Here is a 26027-nt window from a genome sequence, read left to right as displayed (position 1 = left end):
GCGCCCGATGGACTCGACATTTTGGGCATTTGTATCCCTGATCCTCTTCCTCGGCCTGATCGCCTATCTGAAGGTTCCGGGCATGATGGCAAAGGCGCTCGACAAGCGCGCCGATGCCATCCGCAACGAACTCGACGAAGCGCGGCGCATGCGTGAAGAAGCCCAGCAGCTGCTGGCCGAGTATCAGCGCCGCCGTAAGGATGCTGAGCAGGAAGCCTCCGAGATCGTCCAGTCTGCAGAGCGCGAGGCTCAGGCCATCGTGCGTGAAGCCAAGGCGAAGACCGAGGAATATGTGACGCGTCGCACGGCCATGGCCGAAGAAAAGATCGCTCAGGCGGAAGCCGATGCGGTCAGCGAAGTGAAGGCCTCGGCCGTCAACCTCGCAATCGCTGCCGCAGAGCGCATCATCGTCGAGCGCGCCGATGCCAGCGTGCAGAAGGCGCTGTTCGACAAGTCGATCGGCGAAGTGAAGCAGCGTCTGAACTAAGCTTCGATTGATATCGGGCTGAATTCGAGGCCGGGCGGAAACGTCCGGCCTTTTTCCGTTTCAGATCAACCGATCTGTCCGTCAACCTTGATCGGGCGGAAGCTCAGGCGGTGCAGCGGGCAGGGTCCGACGAGCGCCAAGGCCTTGCGGTGCATCTCTGTCGGATAGCCCGCATGGAGCTGGAAGCCGTAATCGGGATAGCTGTGATGGAGCCTGGCCATCATGCGATCGCGTACCACCTTGGCGACGATTGAGGCGGCTGCGATGGAGAGCGAGCGCGCGTCACCCTTGACGATGGCATCACCCCCGCAGGCAAGACCTGGCGGAACGTCGCGACCGTCGATCAGCGCATGGCAGGGCATCTCTGGGAGACCTGCAAGCGCGCGGCGCATCGCGTCGAGGCTTGCCTTGCGAATGTCGATCGCATCGATGCGCCTTGGGCATGACGAGGCAATCGACACATCACCGCTTGCAAGGATCTGATCGAAGAGCTCTTCGCGGCGTTTCGCCGTCAGCTTCTTGGAATCATCGAGCCCTTCGGGCACGGCACCCGCGCGGAATACCACCGCTGCTGCGACGACCGGCCCGGCCAACGGCCCGCGCCCGGCCTCGTCGAGCCCGGCGATCAGACGGAGCCCCCGGCTGATCGCAGCCAGCTCCAGCGAAAAATCGGGACCTTGCGGAAACTCGAACAGAAGCTCGGGTTCGGGCTTTTTCTTGGTGCGACTCATGCCACCGCTTTTCGCATCGCGTCGCGGAACCGGCAAGACTGGCGCGAAGCCAAAGCTGTGACTTGAGCTTGAAGAAGTCATATGGAAGCGGGCGGCGTGCCCAACAAAAGCGGGCGGCGTGCCCAACAAAAGCGAGGGCGGGCCGCCACATCCACCAGGATGCGACGGCCCGTCCATCGAGGTCTCGAAACGGGCGACGGATGGGGCAGGGCCGGCCGTTTTGCTCGAGACCATGACAGGCGCCGCGTTTGCGGCGGACGGCGTCTGTCAAAGCGAAATGCGCGCCAAGCTCAAAGCAGCGCCAACTGCACCCCATTGCCGAGCGGCGGGACGAAGAGGTCGGTGCGCAACTGCCTACGGCTCGTGTTCAGGCCAAGCCGCTTGGCTGCGAGCGTGAAGCGGCGCCCAAGCTGCCAGGCATAGGGACCGGCCCCACGCATCCGCTTGCCGAACTCCGCATCGTAATCCTTCCCATCCCGCATCGACCTAATGAGCGACATCACATGCCGATAGCGGTCGGGGTAATTGCGCAGCAGCCAGTCGCGAAAGAGCGGGCTCACCTCATGCGGCAACCGCAACAGCACGTAGCCTGCCTCCTTGGCGCCTGCGGCGGCCGCAGAGTCGAGAAGCCGCTCGATCTCGTGATCGTTGAGCCCTGGAATGATCGGCGCCGTCATCACTGAGACCGGTATGCCGGCTTCGCTCAGTGTGCGCACGGCTTCCAGGCGTTTCGCTGGTGTCGATGCGCGCGGCTCCATGCTGCGGGCGAGCTTGCGGTCGAGCGTCGTGATCGACAGCGCCACCTTGGCAAGACCCTTCTCCGCCATCGGGCCGAGGATATCGATGTCGCGTGTCACCAATGCCGACTTGGTGACAATGCCGACAGGATGGTTCGCGGCCGACAGCACTTCGAGCACTTGCCGCATGATGCGCCACTCGCGCTCGATCGGCTGGTAGGGGTCGGTGTTCGTGCCGATCGCGATGGAGCGCGGCACGTAGCCCGGCTTCGCCAGCTCGCGCTCCAGAAGCTTTGCCGCATCGGGCTTGGCGAAGAGCTGCGATTCGAAATCCAGACCGGCGGAGAGGCCCATATAGCTGTGGGACGGCCGGGCGAAACAATAGATGCAACCATGCTCGCACCCACGATAGGGATTGATCGACCGATCGAAGGAAATGTCGGGCGACTGGTTGCGCGTGATGATCGTCCGCGGCTTCTCGACCTGCACCTTGGTCTGGAAGGGCGGCAGGTCTTCGAGCGTCTCCCAGCCATCATCGAACACATGACGGCTTTCGGTCTCGAACCTGCCAGCAGGATTGAGACCTGCACCACGGCCGCGACGACGCTCGTCGCTGACCCGCAGTTCCGATTGCCGGACCAGAAAGTCCGCAATATCCGGCCGATGCAGTTCCGAAAACGCCGTGTTCTTCAGGTTGGTCAGGGCCGTCATCTGCGCCTCCATCGGGAATCGCGTGTTGATGACTTTATTCCTATACGACCAAACGAAACAAAACAAGAACATATTGCGGCATTGGCATTGTGCGCTGCAATAGTCTAAATCGAGAGGATGATCTCCGTTTTGATAGAAGCAGGCCAGGATGACGAAGCGCTGGCGATGACGCTCGCCATGCTCGTGCCCGGTGCGGTCGAAGGCGTCATCAGCGATGTCACCATCATCGATCGTGGCATGAACGAAGCGTCGCGCACTGTAGCAGATGCCGCCGGTTGCCGGATCCGCCCGTCCTCGGAGGTCTATGAGGCGCTGCTGAGGGCGCGCTCAGACTGGTTGATGATGATCGAGCCGGGGGCTCGGCTGTTGCCTGGCTGGATCGATCGTCTTGCGTCGCATCTCGGCTATGATGGTCGCCCGGCGCGTTTCAAGCGCGCGCAACAAGTGCGGGCGTCGGTACTGGAGCGCTTCCGCCAGCAGCGCTCGGCGCTCGCTTTCGGGCTGGTCGTCAAGAAAAGCGCCATCGCGCCGCGGCTCGAAGGGGCAGTTGGCCTTCGCGACGTGGCGAAGCTGGTCAAGCCGGTGACGCTGGATTGCGCTATCGTGCCGGCCGGGCGGTCGCCGCGCCCCGCTTGAGGTGCTCGTCGAGCCGCGGCATGATTTCCACGAAATTGCACGGCATGTGCCGGTAGTCGAGCTGAAGCTTCAGGATGCCGTCCCAGGCATCCTTGCAGGCGCCGGGGGAGCCCGGCAGCACGAAGACGAAGGTCGCGTTTACCACGCCGCCGGTCGCCCGCGACTGGATGGTGGATGTGCCGATCTTGTCATAGGAAATTCGGTGGAAGACTTCGGAAAAGCCGTCCATCCGCTTCTCGAAGATCGGCTCGAGAGCATCGGGCGTGACGTCGCGACCCGTAAACCCCGTCCCGCCGGTCGAGATGATCACGTCGATATCCGCACGCTTGCTCCATTTCAGCACCTGCTCGCGAATGGCGGGGATATCGTCGGTGACGACGGCCCGCTCTTTCAGCACATGCCCGGCCTCTTCGATGCGCGCAACCAGCGTGTCGCCGGAACGGTCCTCTGCGATCGAACGCGTGTCGGAGACCGTCAGCACCGCGATACCGACGGGAACGAAGGAACGGGTTTCGTCGATACGGCTCATCGGCTGTTCTCCGTGGCGAAGCTGCGGGTTGCTTTCACATACCAGTTCGGCGCGTGTTCTGCGATTTGAGCGGCCGCGCGTGCCGCCTGATGTGGATCGGCATAGAGGCCGAAACATGTCGCGCCCGATCCTGACATGCGGGAGAAGAGGGCATCGCTCGCCGCCAGCGCTTTGAGCGCCTGTTCGATCTCCGGCGCCAGTCCGATTGCGGGTAGCTGCAGGTCGTTGCGCGTCTCGCGCAGATAGTCGATGACGCTGCTCGGCGTCGAGAGACCTGACACAGAGGGCAGCGGCGGATTGTCCTTGCGGCTAAGCGCGGTGAACACCGCCGGCGTCGCCACATGCACGCCCGGATTGACGAGCACGAGATCGAGGGCCGGAAACCCTTCGATCGCCTTCGTCTGCTCGCCGATGCCGCTGGCCAATTGAGGATGGCGAGACAGGCACATCGGAACATCGGCCCCGAGATCGCGCGCCAACGCTCTGAGATCGATATCTTCTGCACGCCACAGCGCCTGAAGGGCGCGTAGCGCAGCCGCCGCATCTGCGGAACCTCCGCCTATGCCGGAAGCGATCGGAAGATGTTTGTCGAGTTGGATCGCTACCGGCGGTGCACTCCGTCCATTCGCCGCGAGCGCCGACCGCAAGCGGTCGCGGGCGCGGCTGACGAGGTTGTTTTCATGGTGTGAGAGCTTGTCGCTGAACGGCCCCGAAAGCACCAGACTGTCCGATGCCGCCGGTTCGATCGTCAGGGTGTCGCCGGCTTCGGTGAACACGACCAGCGTCTCGAGCCAATGATAGCCGTCTGAACGCCGACCGGTCACATGAAGCGCGAGATTGATCTTGGCGGCCGCATGCTGCGTGACGAGCGAGGTGACAGCACCATCCCGCGTCATCGCACGAAGGTCACCTGCGGCCAAAACGGCCGAAGGCGTGCCATCCTGATCGATCGCGCCTACCATGGCTTAGCGGGCAACGACATCCCGTGTGAAGGTCCGGTGCAACTCAGGCAGATCGGAGCGCTCGTCGGGATCGGCGACAGCCGGAGGCGTCCGGCTCTCTTCCGGTCCACCATTGGCCGTTGCGGGCGGCGGCGTGTCGTCCAGACCGTCCTCGATCTTCGCCTGGATCAACGGGATCTGATCGTCCTCCGGCTCCAGTGTCAAAGCGCGGTTCCATTGGAACACAGCTTCGAGCCTGCGGCCCACCCGCCAATAGGCATCGCCGAGGTGATCGTTGATCGTCGCATCGGCCGGTCGCAGTTCCACAGCGCGCTCCAGCTCCTGAACCGCGGCTTCGTAGTCGCCGAGCCGGTAGTGGGCCCAGCCGAGCGAATCCACGATGTAACCATCGTTCGGGCGCAGCGCGACCGCCTGCTCGATCATCTCCATGCCCTCGTCGAGGTTCATGTTCATGTCGACCCAGGAATAACCGAGATAGTTGAGGACCTGCGGCTGGTTGGGGAAGAGCTCCAGCGACTTCAGGAAGTTCGGCTCGGCCTGCTCCCATTCTTTCAGGCGCTCGTAAGCGATACCGCGCTGGAAGAAGATATTCCAATGTCTGCGATCCGCATCGTCGCCGATCACCTCGGCGGCACGATCGTAGTTGGCGGCCATCTCGTCGTACTGCTCGGCCGAGGAAAGCACGCTGCCATAGGCGAGGTAGGAACGCATGTCGTTCGGATCGGCTTCGATCAACGACTGCAGATAAGCCTTCGCTTCATCCGTCCGGCCAAGATCGGCGAGATTGAGCCCCAGCTGCAGCTCCGCGATGCGCCGCATCGGCGAATCCTCGGGAATGCTCTCGTAGATCGCGATGGCCTGTTCGGAGCGCTCCATGTTCTCGGCAAGCCCGCCTAAAAGAATGAGCGTCGCGGCGTTGCCAGCATCGAGCACGCGCGCCAGCTGGAGATAGAGCGTCACGATCTCTTCGGCGCCTTCGCGGTTCAACGCGGCAGCAATCGTATGGAGGACCGAAGCCGCGCCATCCTGCGCAGTGTCGATGTCGGAAGGCGGGTTCTCGCCGGCTTCGATTGACTGGCGCAATGCGGTCAAGGGCGCGTAGTCGGGAGAGAAGGTCTCGCCGGTGGAAATGACGTCGAGCGCAGCCTGCTGATTACCCTCCCGCGCTTCCAGCGCCGCAAGTGCCATGACGGCGCGCATATAGGTGTCGGGGGCCGCGCCGCCTCCAGCCTGGTCAGTTATTGCCGCATTGAGCCGGCTGCGCGCCTCGGCGACGTTGCCGCCGGCCGCCGCGATGGAGCCGCCATGGAAATTGAGGAAGATGCCGTACCACTCCGGCCCTTGGAGCTCGTCGATCATCGTCAACGCTTCATCGGTCTCGCCCTGTCCAAGCCGTGCCCAGGAGCGCAGCAAACCGGACAGCAGCCGGTCGAGCTCGTTGACGCCATCATAGTCGAGAAGCGTCTCGACCGTGTTGAATTCCCGATTGCGGAGTGCTTCGACGGCCCGGATGAGATCCGTCGCCCGTTCGATCGATGCGTCGTCCTTCAGCTCTTCGGCAAGGACAAGCCCGTCCTCGAACTCGCCCTCGGCGATATGGGCGAGCATCAGGCGCTGCTTGATCTCGTTGTTGCTGGGATCGAAGGCGAGCGCTCTGGCATAGAACCCGATGGCCGACGCCGTGTCCCGATCCACATCCGCGGTGCGCGCTGCCAGGAATGCGCCTGCGAAGCTACCGATCGATTCGGCATCCAGCGGGATGGCGGGGGTCTCTTCTGCGGCTTCCGCCGGCGGCGCTGCCGCCTCTTGCGCACTCGCCGACATCGGAGCGGAGACACCGACAAGCGCGGCAATTACGCCGATCGCCGCCGAACCTGCCAGCCGCTCGATCCATCCCTTCAACATTCGCAAGCCCTTCCAGTCTTCGGCACGGTCGCGCCTGTTGGGCCACCGTCTGACAGCACAGCATGGCTTTTTTTGGTGGCTTGGCAATAAGCGCCGGGTCACGCCTTTGTGTGCGCCGAAAAGCGCACTTTGGCCGGCGTTCCGCGCTCAGGTTACGCGGCTGATGCAGAAATCGATCACTTCGAGCAGCGCCGCCTTGTGCGGTGATTCGGGCATCGGGGCGAGCGCGTCGCGAGCCATGTCGCCGTAGTGATTGGCGCGTGCGATCGTGTCCGACAAGGCATTGTACTTGGTCATCAGACCCAGCGCCTTCTCCAGGGCTACGTCGTTGTTCTCGCCCGTTTCGATCGCCGAGCGCCAGAATGCGCGCTCGTCTTCCGTGCCGCGGCGGTAGGACAGGACGATCGGCAGCGTGACCTTGCCCTCGCGGAAATCGTCCCCGACATTCTTGCCGAGATCGGCAGCCTTGCCGCCATAGTCGAGCACATCGTCGACGAGTTGGAAGGCGAGGCCGAGATTGGTGCCGTAGGAAGAAAGTGCCTTGCGCGTCGCCTTGTCGGACCCGGCAACGATCGGGCCGACTTCGGCGGCTGCGGCAAAGAGAGCCGCGGTCTTGGCGCGAATGACGGCGAGATAGTCGTCTTCCGTCGTTTCCATGTTCTTGGCGACGGATAATTGCAGCACTTCGCCTTCGGCGATGACAGCGGCCGCGCTCGAAAGCACGTCCAGCGCATCCAGCGAACCGACCTCGACCATCATCTTAAAGGCCTGGCCGAGCAGGAAGTCGCCGACGAGCACGCTCGCCTGATTGCCCCAGATTATGCGGGCCGTGGAGGAGCCGCGACGCATGTCGCTTTCATCCACCACGTCGTCATGCAAGAGCGTCGCCGTATGCATAAACTCGACAGACGTCGCGAGCTTGATGTGATGATCGCCGGCATAGCCGCACATCTGCGCAGCTGCGAGCGTCAGCATAGGGCGCAGTCGCTTGCCGCCGGACGCAATCAGATGCCGCGCGATTTCCGGGATCATCTCCACATGGGAGCCGGCCTTTGCGAGGATCAGTTGATTGACGCGTTCCATGTCGGCTTTCGTCAAATCCTGCAAAGGTTTGACCGACGCTGCCTGATTCTTTTTCTCGTCCAGCGGGATGACGACGCCCACGCGCTCACACTCCTGTTCAAATTACGGTTGAAAGCATAGAAAGGGGCGGGTTGCCCGGCAAGTGGCGAATTGGCGCGCTCACAGCGATGCCCATGATGAAAGGAACGGCCATGGAGGAATTGATCAGGACGAACGATCCGGTGATCATCTCCTTTGCCGAAAGCCTCCTGAAGGAAGCGGAGATCGGCTATTTCATCGCCGACCAGAACATGAGCATCGCGGAAGGGTCGATCGGCGTGCTTGCCAAGCGCATCCTCGTCGATTCCGACCAGGCGATCGCCGCCCGCCGCCTGATGATCGACGCCGGCATCGGCCAGGAACTGCGCGAACAGCGGTGAGAGTTCGGTGACCGGATCTTCTGCCCTTAAAGACGATCAATTCTCCGAGACAGTCGACGCCTTCCATCGCGGCGGCTTTTCGCTCGTGCAGCCGAAGGGCAGGGGCCATCGCGCCGGCATGGATGCCATGCTTCTGGCCGCGATGGTGCCTGGATCGGCCAAAGGCCATCTCGCCGATCTCGGCGCCGGTGCTGGCGCCGCCGGTCTCGCAGCTTCTTCGCGCGTTGGCGCACTGCAAGTCACGCTGTTCGAGCGCTCCGCGATGATGGCGGATTTCGCCCGCAGATCGCTCGCTCTCGAACAGAACCGGCATTTGCGCGATCGCGTCGATATCGTCGAGGCGGACGTGACGCTGACCGGGCGGGCGCGTGTCGCTGCGGGCCTCAAGGACGATGCCTTCGAGCATGTCGTCATGAACCCGCCCTTCAATCCGGAAGCAGACCGCCAGACGCCGGACCGGATAAAGGCCGAAGCCCATGCCATGCCGACAGGCCTGTTCGAAAACTGGATTCGCACGGCATGCGCGATCGCCAAGCCCGGCGGGCAGTTGTCCCTCATCGCGAGGCCCGTCTCGATCGGCGACGTCATCGCCGCATGCGGGCGCCGCTTCGGTGGCCTCCAGGTCACGCCTATCCATCCGCGTGTGGGCGAACCGGCGATCCGCATCCTCGTCACCGCGATCAAGGGAAGCAGGGCATCCCTCATCCTGCGCTCCCCGCTGGTGATGCACGAGGGCGAAAGCCATGCTTTTTCGCCGGCTGTCGACGCCCTGAACAACGGGCTGTGCGACTATCCCCGCTAAGCGGGCCGCCACGTGATGCACGATCGCTGCAACTGACTGAGCGCCATTGCGTTTGGCAGGACGGCACATACATCTCCCAAGACAAGAACCTTCAAACAGGCAAGGCGGCGCAATGGCTTTCTATGACGCACTTCTCCCCCGGCGGATGAAGAAGGACCTCACGATCATCCCAGTCGTCCGCCTGCAGGGAACGATCATGACCGGTGGAAGCCAGTTTCGTCCTGCCCTGAACCTGGCAAGCGTCGCCGGAAGCCTGGACAAGGCCTTTTCGATGAAGCGCTCGCCTGCCGTCGCCATCATCGTCAATTCGCCAGGCGGGTCACCCGTGCAGTCGCGGCTTATCTTCAAGCGCATTCGCGATCTGGCCGAGGAGAAGCAGAAGCGCGTCCACATCTTCGTGGAGGACGTCGCTGCGTCCGGCGGCTATATGATCGCGCTTGCCGGCGACGAGATCATCGCCGACCCGTCCTCCATCGTTGGATCGATCGGCGTCGTCTCGGCCTCGTTCGGTTTCCCCGAACTGCTGAAAAAGATCGGCGTGGAGCGCCGCGTCTACACCGCCGGCCAGAGCAAAGTGTCGCTCGACCCGTTCCAGCCGGAGAAGGAAACCGACGTGGAGCACCTGAAGTCGCTGCAGCGCGATGTGCATGCCACGTTCATCGATCTCGTCAAGGCGCGCCGCCAAGGCAAGCTCGCGGCTGACGATGACACGCTTTTCAACGGACTGTTCTGGTCCGGCGTGAAGGGCCGCGAGCTTGGGCTCGTGGATGAGCTCGGCGACATGCACGGCTTTCTCAAGGCCCGTTACGGCGAAAAGATGCGCACACGCCTGATCGCGCCTCGGCGCGGCCTCTTCGGCGGCCGCATTCCGGCTTCCATCGGCAGCGACGATTTCGCTCAAACTATTGCCGCAAGTGCGACGCAGGGTGTTGCGGATGCATTGGAAAACAAGGCAATCTGGGGCCGTTACGGCTTGTGAAGACTGATCTCCCGGAGACAAGAATGCCGCAGATCCTGCTTTTGGCAGCGGTGGGGGCGATTGCCTGGTATGGCTATCGCCGCCTGCTGAAGGAGGCCGAGCGCGTGAATGCCCGTGTCCGCCAGGCCGAAAAGGAAGCGGAAAACCGCTCGACCGGAACGCTGGTCAAGGATCCCGTGACGGGCGAGTACCGGCTGGAAAAACGCGACAAGACGGACTGACCGGCGGTGCTTCGGCTGCCGCCGCCGCTTGACCGGCGATAGCCTGCGTGGCACCTGTCCCGCGACCTTTGAGGCGGATGCCGCCACACCAAGCTTGACCGGACCGGGACATGTCATGACCACCGACCACATGAACCCCACGCGCTCGTTTCAGGGCCTGATCCTGACGCTCCACAACTACTGGGCAAGCTATGGCTGCGTCGTGCTGCAGCCCTACGACATGGAAGTCGGCGCCGGGACGTTCCATCCGGCAACGACGCTGCGTGCCCTTGGTCCGAAGCCATGGAACGCTGCCTATGTGCAGCCCTCGCGCCGCCCGACTGACGGACGCTACGGCGAAAACCCGAACCGGTTGCAGCACTATTACCAGTACCAGGTCATCCTGAAGCCATCGCCGCCGAACCTGCAGGAGCTCTATCTCGGCTCGCTGAAGGCGATCGGTCTCGACCCGATGCTGCATGACATCCGCTTCGTGGAAGACGATTGGGAAAGCCCGACGCTCGGTGCCTGGGGGCTCGGCTGGGAATGCTGGTGCGACGGCATGGAAGTGTCGCAGTTCACCTATTTCCAGCAGGTCTGCGGCATCGAATGCGCGCCCGTCGCCGGCGAGCTGACCTACGGCCTGGAACGCCTGGCCATGTATGTGCAGGGCGTCGACAGCGTCTACGACCTCAATTTCAACGGCCGCGAAGGCGACGAGAAAGTCACCTATGGCGACATCTTCCTGCAGGCCGAGCAGGAATATTCGAGGCACAATTTCGAATTCGCCAACACGAAGATGCTCCTCAAGCACTTCGAGGATGCCGAAGCGGAATGCCAGGCTTTGCTGCAAGCGGGAGCGCCGGGCGACAACGCCAATCAGCGCCTGCACAAATGCGTATTGCCCGCCTACGACCAGTGCATCAAGGCAAGCCACGTCTTCAACCTGCTGGACGCGCGCGGCGTGATCTCCGTCACGGAACGCCAGAGCTACATCCTGCGCGTCCGCAATCTCTCCAAGGCGTGCGGCGAAGCGTTCCTCCTGACCGATGCCGGCGGAGCATCGATCGCCGCCGCAGCCTGACGGCTGGCTCGCCTTCCTTTTATTTCGGATACACCCATGCCCGATCTTCTGCTTGAACTTCGTTCCGAGGAAATTCCTGCTCGCATGCAGCGCAAGGCTGCTGGCGATCTGCGCAAGCTGGTGACGGATGCGCTGGTGGATGCGGGGCTGACATACGAAGGAGCGCAGGAATATTGGACGCCGCGCCGGCTAACGCTCGACATTCGCGGCCTGACGGCGAAGTCGGCCGATCTCAAGGAAGAGCGCAAGGGACCGCGCACCGACGCGCCGGAAAAGGCGATCGAAGGTTTCCTACGCGGGGCAGGGCTCGCCTCCATCGGCCAGGCGAAGATTGTCTCCGACCCGAAGAAGGGTGAGTTCTACGTCGCGATCATCGAGAAGCCGGGCCGCGCTGCCGAAGCGATCATTGCCGATGTCATGCCCGGCATCATCCGCGATTTCCCGTGGCCGAAATCGATGCGCTGGGGCAAGGCCTCTGCAAAGCCCGGATCGCTGCGCTGGGTGCGCCCGCTGCAGTCCATCGTCTGCACCTTCGGGCCGGAGACGGAAGAGCCGGTCGTGGTCGATTTCGAGATCGACGGCATTCGCGCCGGCAACGTGACCTACGGCCATCGCTTCCATGCCCCCGACGCGATGACCGTGCGCCGCTTCGATGACTACGCCGACAAGCTGATGAAGGCGAAGGTCGTGCTCGACCCCGCGCGGCGCAAGGAAATCATTGCCACGGACGCGAAAAACCTTGCCTTCGCCTCGGGTCTCGAACTGGTCGAGGACGAGGCGCTGCTTGAAGAGGTCTCCGGTCTCGTCGAGTGGCCGGTTGTGCTCATGGGCTCGTTCGACGAGGATTTCCTGTCGATCCCGCCGGAAGTCATCCGGCTGACGATCAAGGCCAACCAGAAATGCTTCGTGCTCCGTCCGCAGCCGGGCGAGGGGCTGGCGAACCGGTTCATCCTCGTCGCCAACATCGAGGCGAGCGATGGCGGCAAGGAAATCATCCACGGCAACGGCAAGGTCGTGCGCGCGCGCCTCTCCGACGCGCTCTATTTCTGGCAGTCCGACCAGGGCGATCTGCCCGACCTCGATACGCTGAAGGGGTCAGCTGAAAAGTTTGGTATCGATTTGATGAAGCCGCTCGACCAGCGGATGGCGAAACTCGACCATCTCGGCGTGACTTTTCATGCCAAGCTCGGCACGCAAGGGGAGCGCGTCGAGCGCATCCGGCGCCTGGCGCGTGAACTGGCTCCGATCGTCGGCGCCAATCCTGATCTTGCCGACCGCGCCGCCGTGCTCGCCAAGGCGGATCTGACCACCGACGCCGTCGGCGAATTCCCCGAGCTGCAAGGCCTGATGGGCCGCCGCTATGCCGAGCTGCAGGGCGAGAACCCGGCAGTCGCAGCCGCCATCGAAGATCACTACAAGCCGCTCGGCCCGACTGATACGGTGCCGCGCGACCCGGTCACCATCGCCGTGGCGCTCGCCGACAAGCTTGATCTGCTGGTCGGCTTCTGGGCGATCGACGAGAAGCCGACGGGGAGCAAGGATCCCTATGCGCTGCGGCGTGCGGCGCTTGGGGTTATCCGGCTGGTGCTGGAGAATGGCGTGAGGCTTCCCCTTCGTCTCGTTGAGGAGCGTATGTGGGATCAGTTCAAGCGCAATATCGACCGAAAGTCATCAGCTGAACTTGCGTTGATGCGTCAGCAATTGGACGAGGCGGCACAAATCAAAGCCGGCAAAATCGATGAAGGCCAGTCAACGTTCGAAAATCTCCTCTCCTTCTTCCACGATCGCCTCAAGGTTTACCTGCGCGACCAGGGCGCCCGGCACGATCTGATCGACGCTGTCATCACGCCTGAGGCTGACGACCTCCTCGCCGTCTCCCAGCGTGTTCAGGCGCTCGGCCAACTGCTTGAAACGGAAGAGGGGAAAAACCTTCTCGCCGGCACCAAGCGGGCGGCGAACATTCTGGCGGCGGAGGAGAAGAAGGGCACTGTTGTCGCCGATGCGGTCGATCCCGCACTCCTGCGCACGAACGAAGAGAAGCATCTCTTCAACGCGGTGATTCAAACCGAGAGCGAAGCCGGCCAAGCGGTTCAGAATGAAGACTATTCGTCCGCCATGCGCGCGCTTGCGGCATTGCGTGAGCCGATTGATTCATTCTTCGAACATGTCCTCGTAAATGACGAGGATGACAGCGTTCGGGCCAACCGGCTGGCGCTTCTGGCGCGTATTCGCTCCGCCACCGCGCAGGTTGCCGATTTCTCACGCATCGTGGGCTGAAACCAATAACAGTCCCTGACGTTTCTCCTGCGAAATTTCGCAGGGGCAATCTGGAGACAAGCGCATGGGACTGTTCAGCGGCCTGCTCGGCCACGCGTCCGACCTCGACATCGCAGGCGTGACGGAGGAATTGCGGCCGATCCTGGCGGATGGCGAGGAAGTCGAACTCGGCTTCCAGATCATCCGCGATCAGATGATCTTCACCGACCGCCGTATCATCCTGATCGACAAGCAGGGCATGACCGGGCGCAAGCGCGAATATCTGTCGATCCCGTATAAGTCGATCACCGTGTTCTCGGTCGAGAACAACGGTTCGTTCGACATGGACGCCGAGATGAAGGTCTGGATTTCAGGCCAGGGCGCGCCGATCGTAAAGACGCTCGACCGCAAGTCGAACGTCGCCGGTATCCAGAGCGCGCTGGCGAAGGGCGTCTGCCGCTAGACTTCGGCGGACGCCCGGATCAGTTCAGGCGAAGCTCGAAGCTGGTTGCGCTCATCGATCCGGAAAGCGATGACGTCTGCGCCTCCATGTCGATGCCCTGTGCCGGGATATCGAGCGTGGCGCTCGGTGCCGGCATGGCGGGAGCGATGATTTCGACCGCTTCGTCGCCGGCCGGCTCGGTCGAAGCCGCAGCAGCCATGGGACGTTGTTTGCCATAAAGCAGGTCTGCGCTCGTGATCGTGACGACGGGCGTACCACCCAGCATGTTGTCGCTACGCGCGACCTTTTCTACGCCGTTCTCCTGAAACGTACGTGCGCCTTGCGCTTGAAGCGCCATCAAGTCGATCTCGGCCTGGGTCTGCCGCTTCTCAGGGCAGGTGGTGCAGGTGATCACGTCCACGCTGGAAAAGCCCGGCTCGCGCGGCTGCCAGGTTTCGACAGACTGCGCTGCCGCCGGCAAGCATGCCACAGAAACCAAGGAGACTGCGAAGACTACGCGCAACATGATCGACCCTCGATAAGCCTGGCCGCCTCGACACGAAGGCGGATTTGGCCGCGAGGGTAGCGGCTTCACCTTTCGATCCGGTGTCGGAAAGTGCTTAATGATCCCTTAGCGGCTCAGCGATCGAGCGCCCGCCAGCCGATGTCGCGCCGGCAGAACCCGTCCGGCCACGAAATGCGGTCGACCGCCTGATAGGCGCGGTCTCGGGCGCCGGCGACATCCTTTGCCATGGCGGACACGTTGAGCACTCGCCCGCCATTGGCCGTCAGCCGTCCGTCACTCAGCGCCGTTCCGGCATGGAACACCTTCGCGCCTTCGACCGCGTCAGCTTCGGCAATGCCCTTAATCGGCGTGCCCTTCGTGTAGGCGCCGGGATAGCCATTGGCGGCCATCACCACGGTCAGCGCCACATCGTCGTGCCAGCGCGCGCTCATGGTCGACAGGGTTCCGTCAGCAGCCGCCTTCATCAGAAGCAGGATGTCGTCCTTCAGCCGCATCATCATCACCTGGCATTCCGGATCGCCGAACCGCACATTGTACTCGATGAGCTCGGGGCCTTTGTCGGTGATCATCAGGCCGGCATAGAGCACGCCCTTGAACGGCATGCCGCGCGCCTTCATCCCACGCAGCGTCGGCTCGATGATCTCGCGCATGGTGCGCTCAACCATCTCGGGCGTCATCACGGGAGCGGGCGAATAGGCGCCCATGCCGCCGGTGTTGGGGCCCGTGTCGCCATCGCCAACGCGCTTGTGGTCCTGTGCGCTGGTGAGTGGCAGGGCGGTTTCGCCGTCGCAGAGGCAGAAGAAGCTCGCTTCCTCGCCATCGAGAAAGGCTTCGGCCACCACTTCGGCTCCGGCATCACCAAAGGCACCTTCGAAACAATCGTCGATGGCGGCCAGCGCCTCGTCGAGCGTCATGGCGACGGTCACGCCTTTGCCGGCGGCCAGTCCATCGGCCTTGATGACGATCGGCGCGCCCTGCGCACGGACATAGGCCTTGGCCTTGGGCGCATTGTTGAAACGCTCGTAGGCGCCGGTCGGGATGGAATATTCCGCGCACAGATCCTTGGTGAAGCCCTTGGAGCCTTCGAGCTGCGCGGCAGCGCTCGTCGGGCCGAAAGCGGCGATGCCGGCGTCATCGAGCGCATCAACGAGGCCGGCAACCAGGGGGGCTTCCGGGCCGACCACGACGAGGTCGACGCTGTTTTCGCGGCAGAACGCCACCACGGCATCGTTGTCGGCGGCGTTCAGCGCGACGATCTCGGCTTCTTCCGCGATGCCCGGATTGCCGGGGGCGGCATATAGGCGGCCGAGCAACGGGGAGGCGGCGATCTTCCAGGCGAGCGCATGTTCGCGGCCACCCGATCCGATGAGAAGCACGTTCATGAAGCTCAAGTCCCCGGCAGGTCAGTGTTGCGGGTGGGTAAAGCCTGCGAGGGCAACTGGGTCAAGAGGGTGGGCCAAGAGGCGGGCCAACAGGGCGGGTCAGGAGGACGCTCGACAGCCGGGCAGGTGAGCCTTGACCGCGCAAGGTCCCGCTGCCACTGATCCGGCATGAACGACACATCCCATATGGGCGACCGCGTCGCCGACGCACCATCCGGAAACTTCGTCTACAAGGTGCTGCCGCGCACCCTGTGGCCCTATGCGCAGCTTGCCCGCTGGGACCGGCCGATCGGCTGGCAGCTGCTCCTGTGGCCGTGCCTCTGGTCGGCGGCGCTCGCCGGCAACATGCCCGGTGCGCTCGAAGCGGGGTATACGCTTGGCGATCTGGTGCGCCACTGCGTGCTCTTTACAATCGGTGCGATCGCCATGCGGGGTGCAGGATGTACATATAACGATCTCGTCGACCACAAGATCGATGCCAAAGTGGCGCGAACACGATCGCGTCCGCTGCCGTCCGGTCGGGTGAGCCGCGGCCAGGCGCAGATCTTCATCCTGCTGCAGTCGCTTGTCGGGCTTCTCATCCTTTTGTCGTTCAACGGCTTCGCGATCGTCCTCGGCTTCGCCTCGCTCGCCTTTGTCGCAATCTATCCATTTGCAAAGCGCTTCACCGACTGGCCGCAATTCTTTCTTGGCCTCGCCTTTTCCTGGGGCGCGCTCATGGGATGGGCGACGGCTTTCGGCACACTGTCAGTGGCGCCCGTCATCCTCTATGTCGGGGCGATCCTTTGGACGATTGGCTACGACACGATCTATGCGCATCAGGACAAGGAAGATGACGCGCTGGTTGGTGTGCGTTCCACCGCTTTGCTCTTCGGGGATCGAACGAAGGTGTGGCTGGATCGTCTCTATGGGGCTGCCGTGCTCTGCATGCTGGCGTCTTTCGTGCTGACCGGTGTGCATGTGGTGGTCTATCTCGGCCTCGCAGCAGCAGCAGCGCATTTCGTCTTCCAAACGCGAAAGCTCGACATCGACAATCCCGACGAGTGCCTGAAACTGTTTAAATCGAACACGGTCGTCGGCGCGCTGCTCTTCGCGGGATTGCTTGCAGGTGCGGCATTCCGGCTGACAGCCTGACGGTGATATGAAAAAGGCCGGACAAAAAGCCCGGCCTTCTTAGAATAGAAATTGACGTTAGCTTACTGTGCGGCGCCGTCGACGACCGGACCACGCGGCGTCTCGCCTTCTGACATGTCGTTGTCAGCCTGCGAAGCATCAGGGCCGGTGGTGACGCCGGAAGCATCTTCGTCGATCAGTTCTTCGTCATCGACGACTGCTGCCGAAGGCGATTCACCATCATCGCCGTCATTGTCAGCCTGCTCTTCGTCCGGGCCCGTCGTGGTGCCCATGACTTCAGTGTCTTCTTCTTCGATGATCGGGCCATCCGGCGATTCGCCAGCGTCGGCGTTGTTGTCGGCTGCCTGTGCAAGGATGATCGGCGCTTCTGCGCGATCGGTTGCGCTGTGATCGCCAACCATTGGGGCGGCAATCGCTGCGGAAGACATCAGCGTAGCGGTAAGAAGTGCGATAACCTTGGTCAAAGTCGTTCTCCTGAGAATCTCGGTGACAGATTTATTTCTGTCTTATTGATCGTTCAGCTTCGGAATCACGACGCCTAGCCTTGTTCGAGCAGTCTCAAAGACTGTCGAAGGGCGCGTCGTGCAGTGCCGATGCTGTAAGAACGACGACTGGACTTTATCGTTCCACGAGATATCAGATATTTGTATTTAAGATATCGATATATTAGAGAATTGTGGATATCACCGACGTGCTATGATCTCTTCACCGTCGATGACGAGGCAGGAAATTCCGAGCGAGCCGGTCTTGCGGCGCACCAGAAAGCGCGGCCGGCGATCGGCAAAGAACGAATGATGGCGCCGTGGGCGCGTGCGACCGACAGTCAGTGGACCGATGGCGTTTTCGAGCGGGCGTGCCACGCCGTCTGCTTCGACCATGAGCATGGGCAGGTTGAAGACATTGGCCCAGCTGCGCCAGTCGGCTGCGATATCGCCGAGATCGTGCGAGACGAGCAGCGGCACGCAGAGCTCGGGATCGGTATGGTGCAATTCCAACGTGACAGTGATCTGGCCATCGCCATGATCGATTGCGCGGGCAGCGACGCCGACGAAGATGCGAGAGGGAAGGGCAACCGACAGCGGCAGCCCGCTGCCCGGCAGCTTGCGACGCATCACCGCGCCGCGCTTGTCGATCGTGATCGTGACGGCTTCGGTCTGGCTGCGCGCGCAGTAAGTGACGTGCTGCGGCAGATGGCCGGGATCCAGCCGGAGTTCGTGACCTGCCCAGACGGGCTTGCTTAGCGACTTCAGAACCGTGTTCGACATTGACCACACCCTTGTTGACACTCTCGAGAGCCGGTTTTCCGGTCTTCCCGCCGGAGCGCTTGGTCGCGCTCTCTGTTGTGTCTGACTTTAGGGTGCCGGGGTTCCGGCCCGCTTAAAAATCGCAGTTAAAAAACCTTGACCTTTCCGATGGTTACCAAATCGGAAGCTCAGCGCGTCCGCAGTACCTTTCCGGGATTCATGATGCCGGCCGGATCGAAGGCCGCCTTGATGCGCTGCATGAGGTCGATCTCGATGGGCGCGCGGATGGCGGCGAGTTCGTCCCGCTTCATCTGGCCGATGCCGTGCTCGGCGGAGATCGACCCGCCGAAGGAAAGCGCCAGAGCGTGAACCTTCGCGCTGACCGCGTCCCAGTGGGCCAGAAAGGCCTCACGGTCGGCGCCGACCGGCTGGGAGATATTGTAGTGAATGTTGCCATCGCCGAGATGGCCGAAGGCGACGATCCGCGCGCCGGGCACCACTTCCTGCACGAGCGGCTCGGCCTGCGCGAGGAACGTGGGAATGGCGGCGACAGGCACGGAGATGTCGTGCTTGATCGATCCGCCCTCGGGCTTCTGCGCCCAAGAGAGCGCTTCGCGCATGTGCCAGAAGTCGCGCGCCTGTGTCTCGTTTTGCGCCAGAACCGCGTCTTCGGCGATGCCGTCTTCAAGCGCCGCACTTAAGAGATGCTCCATCTGATCCCGCGCGGCCTCCTCGGAGAGGTTCGACGAGATCTCGATCAGCGCGTACCAGCCATGAGGCTCAGCAAAAGGATCGCGAACGCCATCGATGTGCCGGGCTGTAAATTCGACGCCGATGCGCGCCATCAGTTCGAATGCCGTCAGCCCGCCCCCGGCAAGCGCCTCGGCCCGGCGGAAGAGTTCAAGTGCCCCCTCAGGCGATTTCATCCCAGCGATCGCGACCTGCCGGCCGGCAGGCATGGGAAAGAGCTTCAAAACAGCCGCGGTGATCACGCCGAGCGTCCCCTCCGCGCCGATGAAGAGATCGCGCAGATCGTAGCCGGTGTTGTCCTTCTTCAGCTTGCGCAGCGCCGTCCAGACTTCGCCGGTCGGCAGCACCACCTCGAGCCCCAGGCAAAGCTGGCGCGTATTGCCATAGGCAAGCACCGCCGTGCCGCCGGCATTGGTGGAGAGGTTGCCGCCGATCTGGCAGGAGCCTTCTGCTCCGAGCGAAAGCGGGAAAAGCTTGCCCACCTTTTCTGCCGCTTCCTGGATCGTCTGCAAAACGACGCCCGCTTCCACCGTCATCGTGCCACCGACAGCGTCGATGTCGAGGATCCGGTTCATGCGGGTGAGCGAAAGGATGATGGCCGGTGGACCATCCGCCAGCGGCACCTGGCCGCCGGTGAGCCCCGTGTTGCCGCCCTGGGGGATGATCGCGGTCCCGGTTTCGGTCGCAAGCTTCAGGATCTTGGCGACCTCCTGCGTCGTCCCGGGTCGCAGCACGAGCGGGGTCGAGGCGTGATAGAGATCGCGATGCTCTTGGGTGAAGCCTTGCGTGTCCGAGGGCTCGGTCAACGCGTTGCCGGTCCCCACGATGGCAGCAAAGCGTTCGATGAGGGATGCGGAGAGGGAAGGGGATACGCTCATCTCAGACGATCTAGGGCAAATCAACCGAATTGGGTACCGGCTTGAGGCTCGACGCCACGCGGTGCGGCAGCGCGCTGCAGCCGATCATTGATGGCTTCCCCAAGACCGGTGGTCGGGATCGGCGCGAAGACGATCGCCGAGCCGCCGAGCCGGTCCGCACGCTGCATCGCATCGAACAACTGCGCTGCCGCTTCCGTAAGGCGCCCGGACGGGCTGAGATCGATGACAGCGCGGGCCTGTTCCTTGCCGATAATGGGCTGGTCGGCAAAATCGATCAGCACTTCCGAAGGCGCGACCGAAGTCACGTTCAACCGAACCGGCGCATCCGGCGCGTAATGCGAGGCCATCATGCCCGGGGCCTCCAGCACGCCCGGGGTCTCATGGCGAAGCAAGGAATGTCCGGTGACCGCCTCGATCTCGTCACGCGACAGACCGCCGGGGCGCAACAGGATCGCGCGGCCGCTTTCGACCTTCACGATCGTCGACTCCAGCCCGACGGCGCAGGGGCCGGCATCGAGAACGAGCGACACGGCATCACCGAGATCGTGGGCGACATGCTCCGCGCGTGTCGGGCTGATGCGGCCCGAGCGGTTGGCGCTTGGCGCTGCGATCGGCCTGCCGAATCTCCGGATGATGTCGCCGGCGATCCCACGCGGGACCCGCACCGCCAATGTGTCGAGCCCTGCGGTGACCAGCGAGGCCACGGGCGATCGTTTAAGACGCGGCAGGACAAGGGTCAGCGGTCCCGGCCAGAAGGCATCGGCGAGTTTCTCCGCAAGCGGCTCGAAGCGCACATGCGCCTCGGCCATGCCGCGGTCGCTCATATGGCAGATCAGCGGATTGAACCGCGGCCGACCCTTGGCGGCGTAGATGCGAGCAACCGCCTCGCCATTGGTGGCATCGGCGGCAAGCCCGTAGACGGTTTCTGTCGGCAGGCCGAGCAGATCGCCGCGCGCAAGCACCGAGCAGGCCGCGTCGATGGCGCGTTCCGGTGCATCCGCAATGGAAAGAATGTCGGCCAATTGAAGCTCCGCGCGTCCGCCGGTCCGCATGAAAGGCTCGGGAAAGCACCGTTTCCGAAGCCGAGGTCGTTCCATGCGATGGCCATACAGCATCATTGCGCAAAGACAACATCCCTTGCCGTATCTCTTACCTTTACGTAAAAAGCAGAAAGCGCGTCTCGGCCGTCTGAAACTAGATGACGAGCAGGGTCGCAATTGATCGATGTTCCCGGCTATGACAGGGGCCGGCTATGACAAGGGAGAGTGTCATGTACCGCGCACCCGTTTCCGAAATCGCATTTTCGCTGAAGCATGTGGCAGGTCTGAAAGAGGCGCTGGACGAGGAACGTCTCGGCGATCTTTCCGAAGATCTCGTCGACGCGATCCTGGAAGAGGCGGGCCGCTTTGCGACCGACCAACTGGCCCCGACCGCCGAAATCGGCGACAAGCACGGCACGCCTTTGAAGGATGGCGTCGTCACCATGCCTCCCGGCTGGAAAGACGTCTATCACCGCTGGATCGAGGGCGGTTGGAACGCGCTCTCCGGCCCCGAGGCCTATGGCGGCCAGCAACTGCCGACCATGCTGTCCGTCGCGGCATCCGAAATGTGGGCTGCCGCGAACATGGCCTTCGGCCTCGGCCCGCTTCTGACGGTCGGCGCGGTCGAGGCGCTGGACAAGCACGGGTCGCAGGAACTGAAGGACCACTATCTCGCCAAGCTCGTCTCCGGCGAGTGGATGGGCACGATGAACCTGACTGAGCCGCAGGCCGGCTCCGATCTCAATGCGCTCAAGGCACGCGCGGAACGCCGCGACGATGGCAGCTACCGCATCTTCGGCCAGAAGATCTACATCACCTTCGGCGAGCACGATCTCACCGACAACATCATCCATCTGGTGCTGGCGCGCCTTCCCGATGCGCCGGCCGGTACGCGCGGCATATCGCTCTTCCTGGTGCCGAAGTTCCTGCTGGATGAAAACGGCGCTCCCTGCGTGCGCAATGATGTCTTCTGCAACGGCATCGAGCACAAGCTTGGCATCCACGGCTCGCCCACCTGCACGATGATCTATGGCGACGGAAAGCATGGCGACGAAGCCGGTGCGATCGGCTGGCTGATCGGCGAGGAAAATCGAGGCCTTGCCTGCATGTTCACGATGATGAACAACGCTCGCCTCAATGTGGGCGTGCAGGGCGTAGCCGTGGCGGACGCCGCCTATCAGAAGGCGCTAGCCTACGCGATGGAGCGCCGCCAGGGCAAGGCACCGGGCGACACCGGCGAAGGCATGAGCCCGATCATCGAGCACCCGGACGTCCAGCGCGACCTTCTGACCATGAAGGCGCTGACGCAGGCCGCCCGCGCCATCTGCCACGCCTGCGCCCATGCGATCGATCACGCGCATGCTGCGGACGGCGACGATGCGCGCCACTGGCAGGAGCGCGCCAATCTGCTCACCCCCGTGGCCAAGGCCTTTTCGACCGATGTCGGCTGCCAGGTCGCCTCGATCGGCGTGCAGGTGCACGGCGGCATGGGATTTGTGGAAGAGACCGGTGCTGCCCGTTACATGCGCGATGCCCGCATCGCGCCGATCTACGAAGGCACGAACGGTATTCAGGCGATCGACCTTGTCATGCGCAAGCTGCCGCTTTCGGGTGGCCAGCAGGTCGCCGGCTACATTGCGGAACTGCGCGACATTGCGAATGCCGTGACGGTGTCCAACCGCGAGGGTCTGGGCACCACCGGCGAACGGTTGTCCCGCGCGATCGACGATCTCGAAGCCGCAACGACCTGGCTTGGCGAAGCCATCCAGGCCGGCCGCCAACAGGAGGCCTTGGCAAGCGCACAACCCTATCTGCGCCTCTTCGGGCTTGCCGCTGGCGGGGTTTATCTCGCCAAGGGCGCTCTGGCATCGGACGAGGATGCGCGCGTCGCGCTCTGCCGCTTCGCTGCAGAAAACCTGTTGAACGAAACCGCAGCCTTGAAGATCAGCGTCATCGAAGGTGCCGGAAGTCTGATCGCGGCGCGCGGCGCCCTGACGGCGGCATGAGGACAGACAGCATGAGCGACGACACGATCCTGATCCAGCGGCCCGAGAGTGCACCCGGCGTGCAGATCATCCGCATGAACCGCCCGGAGAAGAAGAACGCGCTGACCCGAACCATGTATGCGGCCATGACCGATGCGCTGCGGCAAGGCGATGCCGATCCAGATGTGCGGGCACATCTTTTTCTCGGCGCGCCCGGCGCCTTCTCGGCTGGCAACGACATGCAGGACTTCCTTGCCTTCGCTATGGGAGGATCGCTTGGCGCTGAAGTCATCGATTTCCTGAAGACGCTTGCGACCACCCGCAAGCCGCTGCTTGCCGGCGTCGATGGGCTGGCGATCGGTGTCGGCACGACGCTGACCTTCCACTGCGACATGACGATCGCCTCCGATCGGTCACTATTCCGCACGCCCTTCACCGATCTCGCCATCGTTCCGGAAGCAGCAAGCACGCTGCTTCTGCCCAACATCGCAGGCCATCAGCGCGCTTTCGCCATGCTCGCCGCCGGACTTCCGTTCTCGGCGGAGGAGGCGCGCGAGGCGGGTTTCGTATGGCGCGTCGTACCGCCGGACGCTCTGGAAGCCGAGGCATTGTCGCTGGCCCGCGACATCGCCGCAAAGCCTCCCCAGGCACTCGCCATCGCGCGTGATCTGATCCGTGGGTCCGAGCAGCAGGTGCTGGAGCGAATCGATGCCGAGGCCGAGCATTTCAAGGCTCAGTTGAAGTCCGCCGAAGCGCGCGCCGCTTTCGAGGCGTTCATGAGCCGAAAGAAGTAGCGCCCCAGCCCGGCCGGTTCAGCCCTTGCGCTCCAGCAGGGCGACGGCTTCCACATGGGGCGACCAGAGAAACTGGTCGATCGGCTGCACGGAGAGCAGCTTGTAACCGCCGTCGATGAGGAATCGGAGATCCCGCGCCAGCGTCGTGGGATTGCAGGACACCGCTGCGATCCGACGGATCGACGAACGCGCGAGTTCGCGCGACTGAGCTTCGGCACCGGCACGCGGCGGATCGAAGACGAGGCCGTCGAAGGGCTTCAGGTCCATACCCATCAGCGGGCTGCGGAAGAGATCCTGCTTCTGGTGCGTCACGGGACGAAGCCCCTGCGTCGCACGCGCAGCCGCATCCAGTGCCGCCAAAGCGAGCTTGTCGTTCTCCACCGCGTGGACGGGCGCGGATTCTGCCAATCTGAGCGCAAACGTGCCGCTGCCGGCGAAGAGATCGGCGATCCGCTTCGAAGGCTTCAGATGCGCCGAAACGATCTGCGCCATGTGGCCTTCCGCGATCGCGCTTGCCTGCACGAACCCGCCGGGCACCGGTGTGACGGATGCCTTGCCGAATTGGATGATCGGCCGACGCGGCTCCACGAGAACCTCGCCGTCGACGGTGACCCGGGCGATTTCGCTCAGGCCCAATATCGTCTCGATGGCCAGTAGCCGGCGTCGATCCTGAAGCTTCATGGGAGCGGTAATGGCGATGTCGAGCCCGGAGACGGTGGCGAGCACGCTCACCCGAAAGGCAGCGGTACCGGTTGCAACCGCCGTCGCGACACGCCGGATCGTATCCAGTCTCTGCGATATGGCGGGCACGGCAATGGGGCAGACGCGGATCGGCACGATCTGGTGGGAGCGGGCGGCCGCAAAGCCGAGGATGACCGATCGGTCAGTGCGCAGGCCCGTCAGAACAAGGCGCCTGCGTTCGCCCGGCTGCGCCGCAATCAGTGGCTCGAGTGGAATGTCGATCTTCTGCTCGGCAAGCGCCTGGCGGACCAGATCGGCCTTCCAGTCGCGATAGGCGGCCATGTCGTAATGCTGCAGGGAGCACCCACCGCAGGCACCGCCTTCACCATCCGGCCCGAAATGCGGGCAGGGCGGCTCCACCCGCAGAGGCGAGGCGCTCTTCACCGCCATCAATGTCGCCTTGGCTTTCTCGCGCGCGATTGAGACGGTTTCGCCCGGCAAGGTAAACGGCACGAAGACGGGGCCGGTTTCGGTGTGCGCCACGCCATCGCCTTGAGCACCGAGTTCGCGAATGTCGACGGTTTCGGCGCTCATGTCTTTTCTCCAGTCAGCAGATATTCCTGATTGCCGTCGCCGCCTGCGATCGGCGATGGCACGAAGCCGATAGCACGCCAACCCGCTTGCGTACCGAGCCACCGCTCCAGATCCCGCGCGATCTCGATCCCCTGCGCCGGATCCCTCAACAGCCCACCTTTTCCGATCGCATCGCGGCCGGCCTCGAACTGCGGTTTGACGAGAAGCACGCAAAATGAACCGGGCGAGGCGAGCGCCAGGGCCGGCGGCAGGGCAAGCTTGAGCGAGATGAAGCTCACATCGCTGACGATGCAGTCGATCTTTGGATACCCGATCTGCTCGGGCGTGAGATTGCGCGCATTCAGGCCTTCGAAAGACGTGACGGCGTGGTGCGCTTCAAGCGAAGGGTGCAATTGGCCGCGTCCCACATCGACGGCAACGACATGGGCAGCACCGCGTTCGAGAAGCACCTGCGTGAATCCGCCCGTCGACGCACCGATGTCGAGGGCGGTGCGACCGGTGGGATCGAGGTTGAAGGCATCGAGCCCGGCCACGAGCTTGAGTGCCGCGCGCGAGACATAGGTGCTCGCATCGTCTGCAATCGACAGCGCATCTGCGGCAGCGGTCGGGTAACCGGGCTTGCGCACGACCGCGCCATTCACCGCGACCGTGCCGCGCACGATCGCATCACGGGCGCGCGAGCGCGTATCATACAGCCCGCGATCGACCAGTACGCGATCCAGCCGTTCGGTGGCGAAGGCCTCGCCTGGCGTAGCACTGTCGGCATTCTGGAGGTAGTGTTTTGTCATGCGGTGGCTATGCGCGTTGGTCGTGCGCAAGACAAGCACTGTCGCTGAAATGAGAACAGGCCGTCAGCTTAGTGTGTTCTTTTTTAGTGATCGAAAATATGTCTAAGTCTTGTGACAGTGCCATTGCTTTTCGCGCGAATTCTGGTTTGGTGCGGCCAAAGAAGGTCGCGCCTCCGCGCGTAGTTCGGCGTGGGATTCGTGCAGCAGGCTTCTATCAGTTCCGTCCAACGTATGCTCGATCGCACCCAGACTCTTCGGGCGAGCCCGG

26 protein-coding genes are annotated in these 26027 nt (G+C 63.2%); 12 read left to right on the top strand and 14 right to left on the bottom strand.

Features of this window, described 5'->3' with window-relative positions; translation table 11 throughout:
* The first annotated feature begins 7 nt into the window (after positions 1 to 7).
* Positions 8 to 487 (top strand): F0F1 ATP synthase subunit B, encoded by a 480-nt coding sequence (locus D5400_RS17420; RefSeq protein WP_126011173.1) that lies wholly within the window; start codon positions 8 to 10, stop codon positions 485 to 487.
* A 65-nt stretch (positions 488 to 552) separates the two neighbouring features.
* On the opposite strand, the gene D5400_RS17415 is transcribed toward D5400_RS17420, so the two are convergent.
* Complete coding sequence (locus D5400_RS17415) at positions 553 to 1218, bottom strand: ribonuclease HII (protein WP_126011172.1); 666 nt, start codon at positions 1216 to 1218, stop codon at positions 553 to 555.
* Positions 1219 to 1508: 290 nt separating this feature from the next.
* A complete protein-coding gene (locus tag D5400_RS17410) occupies positions 1509 to 2666 on the bottom strand; it encodes a PA0069 family radical SAM protein (protein WP_126011171.1) in 1158 nt (385 codons plus the stop codon).
* 129 nt (positions 2667 to 2795) lie between these two features.
* Between D5400_RS17410 and D5400_RS17405 the strand changes: the two genes are divergently transcribed.
* Entirely contained in the window at positions 2796 to 3302 is a 507-nt protein-coding gene (locus D5400_RS17405; RefSeq protein WP_126011170.1) for a glycosyl transferase family 2, read from the top strand.
* Here D5400_RS17405 and moaB read toward each other — a convergent pair.
* From moaB to D5400_RS17385, 4 genes are all read right to left on the bottom strand, one after another.
* Positions 3265 to 3831 carry a molybdenum cofactor biosynthesis protein B gene (gene moaB, locus D5400_RS17400; RefSeq protein WP_126011169.1) on the bottom strand — a complete coding sequence of 189 codons (567 nt, stop codon included), beginning with the start codon at positions 3829 to 3831 and terminating at the stop codon, positions 3265 to 3267. The two genes, D5400_RS17405 and moaB, sit on opposite strands and share 38 nt — an antisense overlap.
* The gene (locus D5400_RS17395) at positions 3828 to 4727 is read right to left on the bottom strand and encodes a 4-(cytidine 5'-diphospho)-2-C-methyl-D-erythritol kinase (RefSeq protein ID WP_126013495.1); all 900 of its coding nucleotides are present in this window, start codon (positions 4725 to 4727) and stop codon (positions 3828 to 3830) included. Before D5400_RS17395 ends, moaB begins: the two co-directional genes overlap by 4 nt.
* A 69-nt stretch (positions 4728 to 4796) precedes the next feature.
* The gene (locus D5400_RS17390; protein WP_126011168.1) at positions 4797 to 6698 is read right to left on the bottom strand and encodes a tetratricopeptide repeat protein; all 1902 of its coding nucleotides are present in this window, start codon (positions 6696 to 6698) and stop codon (positions 4797 to 4799) included.
* A 147-nt stretch (positions 6699 to 6845) separates the two neighbouring features.
* The gene (locus D5400_RS17385; RefSeq protein ID WP_126011167.1) at positions 6846 to 7862 is read right to left on the bottom strand and encodes a polyprenyl synthetase family protein; all 1017 of its coding nucleotides are present in this window, start codon (positions 7860 to 7862) and stop codon (positions 6846 to 6848) included.
* Between the two features lie 110 nt (positions 7863 to 7972).
* Between D5400_RS17385 and D5400_RS17380 the strand changes: the two genes are divergently transcribed.
* From D5400_RS17380 to D5400_RS17350, 7 genes are all read left to right on the top strand, one after another.
* Positions 7973 to 8200, top strand: a complete 228-nt coding sequence (locus D5400_RS17380; protein WP_126011166.1) for a putative signal transducing protein — start codon at positions 7973 to 7975, stop codon at positions 8198 to 8200.
* 7 nt (positions 8201 to 8207) lie between these two features.
* On the top strand, positions 8208 to 9002 hold the full coding sequence (locus tag D5400_RS17375) for a tRNA1(Val) (adenine(37)-N6)-methyltransferase (protein ID WP_245451337.1): 795 nt from the start codon (positions 8208 to 8210) through the stop codon (positions 9000 to 9002).
* A gap of 112 nt (positions 9003 to 9114) precedes the next feature.
* On the top strand, positions 9115 to 9981 hold the full coding sequence (locus tag D5400_RS17370) for a S49 family peptidase (protein ID WP_126011165.1): 867 nt from the start codon (positions 9115 to 9117) through the stop codon (positions 9979 to 9981).
* Positions 9982 to 10004: 23 nt separating this feature from the next.
* On the top strand, positions 10005 to 10202 hold the full coding sequence (locus D5400_RS17365; protein ID WP_126011164.1) for a hypothetical protein: 198 nt from the start codon (positions 10005 to 10007) through the stop codon (positions 10200 to 10202).
* 115 nt (positions 10203 to 10317) lie between these two features.
* Positions 10318 to 11265 (top strand): glycine--tRNA ligase subunit alpha, encoded by a 948-nt coding sequence (locus tag D5400_RS17360; RefSeq protein WP_126011163.1) that lies wholly within the window; start codon positions 10318 to 10320, stop codon positions 11263 to 11265.
* A gap of 36 nt (positions 11266 to 11301) precedes the next feature.
* Positions 11302 to 13542, top strand: a complete 2241-nt coding sequence (gene glyS / locus D5400_RS17355; protein ID WP_126011162.1) for a glycine--tRNA ligase subunit beta — start codon at positions 11302 to 11304, stop codon at positions 13540 to 13542.
* A gap of 64 nt (positions 13543 to 13606) precedes the next feature.
* Positions 13607 to 13984 carry a PH domain-containing protein gene (locus tag D5400_RS17350; RefSeq protein WP_126011161.1) on the top strand — a complete coding sequence of 126 codons (378 nt, stop codon included), beginning with the start codon at positions 13607 to 13609 and terminating at the stop codon, positions 13982 to 13984.
* Positions 13985 to 14003: 19 nt separating this feature from the next.
* Here D5400_RS17350 and D5400_RS17345 read toward each other — a convergent pair whose 3' ends face one another.
* Together D5400_RS17345 and purD are read right to left on the bottom strand one after the other, a co-directional pair.
* Complete coding sequence (locus D5400_RS17345) at positions 14004 to 14489, bottom strand: hypothetical protein (RefSeq protein WP_126011160.1); 486 nt, start codon at positions 14487 to 14489, stop codon at positions 14004 to 14006.
* Positions 14490 to 14602: 113 nt separating this feature from the next.
* On the bottom strand, positions 14603 to 15871 hold the full coding sequence (purD, locus tag D5400_RS17340; protein WP_126011159.1) for a phosphoribosylamine--glycine ligase: 1269 nt from the start codon (positions 15869 to 15871) through the stop codon (positions 14603 to 14605).
* Positions 15872 to 16039: 168 nt separating this feature from the next.
* Here purD and ubiA point away from each other — a divergent pair, with 168 nt between their 5' ends.
* Complete coding sequence (gene ubiA / locus D5400_RS17335; RefSeq protein ID WP_126011158.1) at positions 16040 to 17005, top strand: 4-hydroxybenzoate octaprenyltransferase; 966 nt, start codon at positions 16040 to 16042, stop codon at positions 17003 to 17005.
* Between the two features lie 62 nt (positions 17006 to 17067).
* Here the strand turns inward: ubiA and D5400_RS17330 are convergent, their stop codons facing one another.
* The 4 genes from D5400_RS17330 to D5400_RS17315 form a co-directional block, all read right to left on the bottom strand.
* Complete coding sequence (locus D5400_RS17330; RefSeq protein ID WP_126011157.1) at positions 17068 to 17469, bottom strand: hypothetical protein; 402 nt, start codon at positions 17467 to 17469, stop codon at positions 17068 to 17070.
* A gap of 219 nt (positions 17470 to 17688) precedes the next feature.
* Positions 17689 to 18270: a DUF6101 family protein gene (locus D5400_RS17325; protein WP_126011156.1), complete on the bottom strand. Its 582-nt coding sequence runs from the start codon at positions 18268 to 18270 to the stop codon at positions 17689 to 17691.
* Between the two features lie 167 nt (positions 18271 to 18437).
* Positions 18438 to 19877, bottom strand: coding sequence for an FAD-binding oxidoreductase (locus D5400_RS17320; RefSeq protein WP_126011155.1), 1440 nt, complete (start codon positions 19875 to 19877; stop codon positions 18438 to 18440).
* A 20-nt stretch (positions 19878 to 19897) separates the two neighbouring features.
* On the bottom strand, positions 19898 to 20899 hold the full coding sequence (locus D5400_RS17315) for an L-threonylcarbamoyladenylate synthase (RefSeq protein ID WP_126011154.1): 1002 nt from the start codon (positions 20897 to 20899) through the stop codon (positions 19898 to 19900).
* A 248-nt stretch (positions 20900 to 21147) separates the two neighbouring features.
* Between D5400_RS17315 and D5400_RS17310 the strand changes: the two genes are divergently transcribed.
* Positions 21148 to 22923, top strand: a complete 1776-nt coding sequence (locus D5400_RS17310; protein ID WP_126011153.1) for an acyl-CoA dehydrogenase family protein — start codon at positions 21148 to 21150, stop codon at positions 22921 to 22923.
* 11 nt (positions 22924 to 22934) lie between these two features.
* Complete coding sequence (locus D5400_RS17305; protein WP_126011152.1) at positions 22935 to 23696, top strand: crotonase/enoyl-CoA hydratase family protein; 762 nt, start codon at positions 22935 to 22937, stop codon at positions 23694 to 23696.
* An 18-nt stretch (positions 23697 to 23714) separates the two neighbouring features.
* Here the strand turns inward: D5400_RS17305 and D5400_RS17300 are convergent, their stop codons facing one another.
* Both D5400_RS17300 and D5400_RS17295 read right to left on the bottom strand, forming a co-directional pair.
* Entirely contained in the window at positions 23715 to 24971 is a 1257-nt protein-coding gene (locus tag D5400_RS17300) for a class I SAM-dependent RNA methyltransferase (protein WP_126011151.1), read from the bottom strand.
* Positions 24968 to 25681: a TlyA family RNA methyltransferase gene (locus D5400_RS17295; protein ID WP_245451574.1), complete on the bottom strand. Its 714-nt coding sequence runs from the start codon at positions 25679 to 25681 to the stop codon at positions 24968 to 24970. Before D5400_RS17295 ends, D5400_RS17300 begins: the two co-directional genes overlap by 4 nt.
* Positions 25682 to 26027 lie beyond the last annotated feature (346 nt).

Source organism: Georhizobium profundi, from assembly GCF_003952725.1.
Taxonomy (GTDB): Bacteria; Pseudomonadota; Alphaproteobacteria; order Rhizobiales; family Rhizobiaceae; genus Georhizobium; species Georhizobium profundi.
This window is presented reverse-complemented; position numbering and strand designations above follow the sequence as displayed.

Bases quoted from the DNA above. Each gene is read 5' to 3' on its own strand.
- D5400_RS17420 (WP_126011173.1), top strand. From the start codon at position 8: ATGGACTCGACATTTTGGGCATTTGTATCCCTGATCCTCTTCCTCGGC.
- D5400_RS17415 (WP_126011172.1), bottom strand. From the start codon at position 1,218: ATGAGTCGCACCAAGAAAAAGCCCGAACCCGAGCTTCTGTTCGAGTTT.
- D5400_RS17410 (WP_126011171.1), bottom strand. From the start codon at position 2,666: ATGACGGCCCTGACCAACCTGAAGAACACGGCGTTTTCGGAACTGCAT.
- moaB (WP_126011169.1), bottom strand. From the start codon at position 3,831: ATGAGCCGTATCGACGAAACCCGTTCCTTCGTTCCCGTCGGTATCGCG.
- D5400_RS17395 (WP_126013495.1), bottom strand. From the start codon at position 4,727: ATGACGCGGGATGGTGCTGTCACCTCGCTCGTCACGCAGCATGCGGCC.
- D5400_RS17390 (WP_126011168.1), bottom strand. From the start codon at position 6,698: ATGTTGAAGGGATGGATCGAGCGGCTGGCAGGTTCGGCGGCGATCGGC.
- D5400_RS17380 (WP_126011166.1), top strand. From the start codon at position 7,973: ATGGAGGAATTGATCAGGACGAACGATCCGGTGATCATCTCCTTTGCC.
- D5400_RS17370 (WP_126011165.1), top strand. From the start codon at position 9,115: ATGGCTTTCTATGACGCACTTCTCCCCCGGCGGATGAAGAAGGACCTC.
- D5400_RS17365 (WP_126011164.1), top strand. From the start codon at position 10,005: ATGCCGCAGATCCTGCTTTTGGCAGCGGTGGGGGCGATTGCCTGGTAT.
- D5400_RS17360 (WP_126011163.1), top strand. From the start codon at position 10,318: ATGACCACCGACCACATGAACCCCACGCGCTCGTTTCAGGGCCTGATC.
- glyS (WP_126011162.1), top strand. From the start codon at position 11,302: ATGCCCGATCTTCTGCTTGAACTTCGTTCCGAGGAAATTCCTGCTCGC.
- D5400_RS17350 (WP_126011161.1), top strand. From the start codon at position 13,607: ATGGGACTGTTCAGCGGCCTGCTCGGCCACGCGTCCGACCTCGACATC.
- D5400_RS17345 (WP_126011160.1), bottom strand. From the start codon at position 14,489: ATGTTGCGCGTAGTCTTCGCAGTCTCCTTGGTTTCTGTGGCATGCTTG.
- purD (WP_126011159.1), bottom strand. From the start codon at position 15,871: ATGAACGTGCTTCTCATCGGATCGGGTGGCCGCGAACATGCGCTCGCC.
- ubiA (WP_126011158.1), top strand. From the start codon at position 16,040: ATGAACGACACATCCCATATGGGCGACCGCGTCGCCGACGCACCATCC.
- D5400_RS17325 (WP_126011156.1), bottom strand. From the start codon at position 18,270: ATGTCGAACACGGTTCTGAAGTCGCTAAGCAAGCCCGTCTGGGCAGGT.
- D5400_RS17320 (WP_126011155.1), bottom strand. From the start codon at position 19,877: ATGAGCGTATCCCCTTCCCTCTCCGCATCCCTCATCGAACGCTTTGCT.
- D5400_RS17310 (WP_126011153.1), top strand. From the start codon at position 21,148: ATGTACCGCGCACCCGTTTCCGAAATCGCATTTTCGCTGAAGCATGTG.
- D5400_RS17305 (WP_126011152.1), top strand. From the start codon at position 22,935: ATGAGCGACGACACGATCCTGATCCAGCGGCCCGAGAGTGCACCCGGC.
- D5400_RS17300 (WP_126011151.1), bottom strand. From the start codon at position 24,971: ATGAGCGCCGAAACCGTCGACATTCGCGAACTCGGTGCTCAAGGCGAT.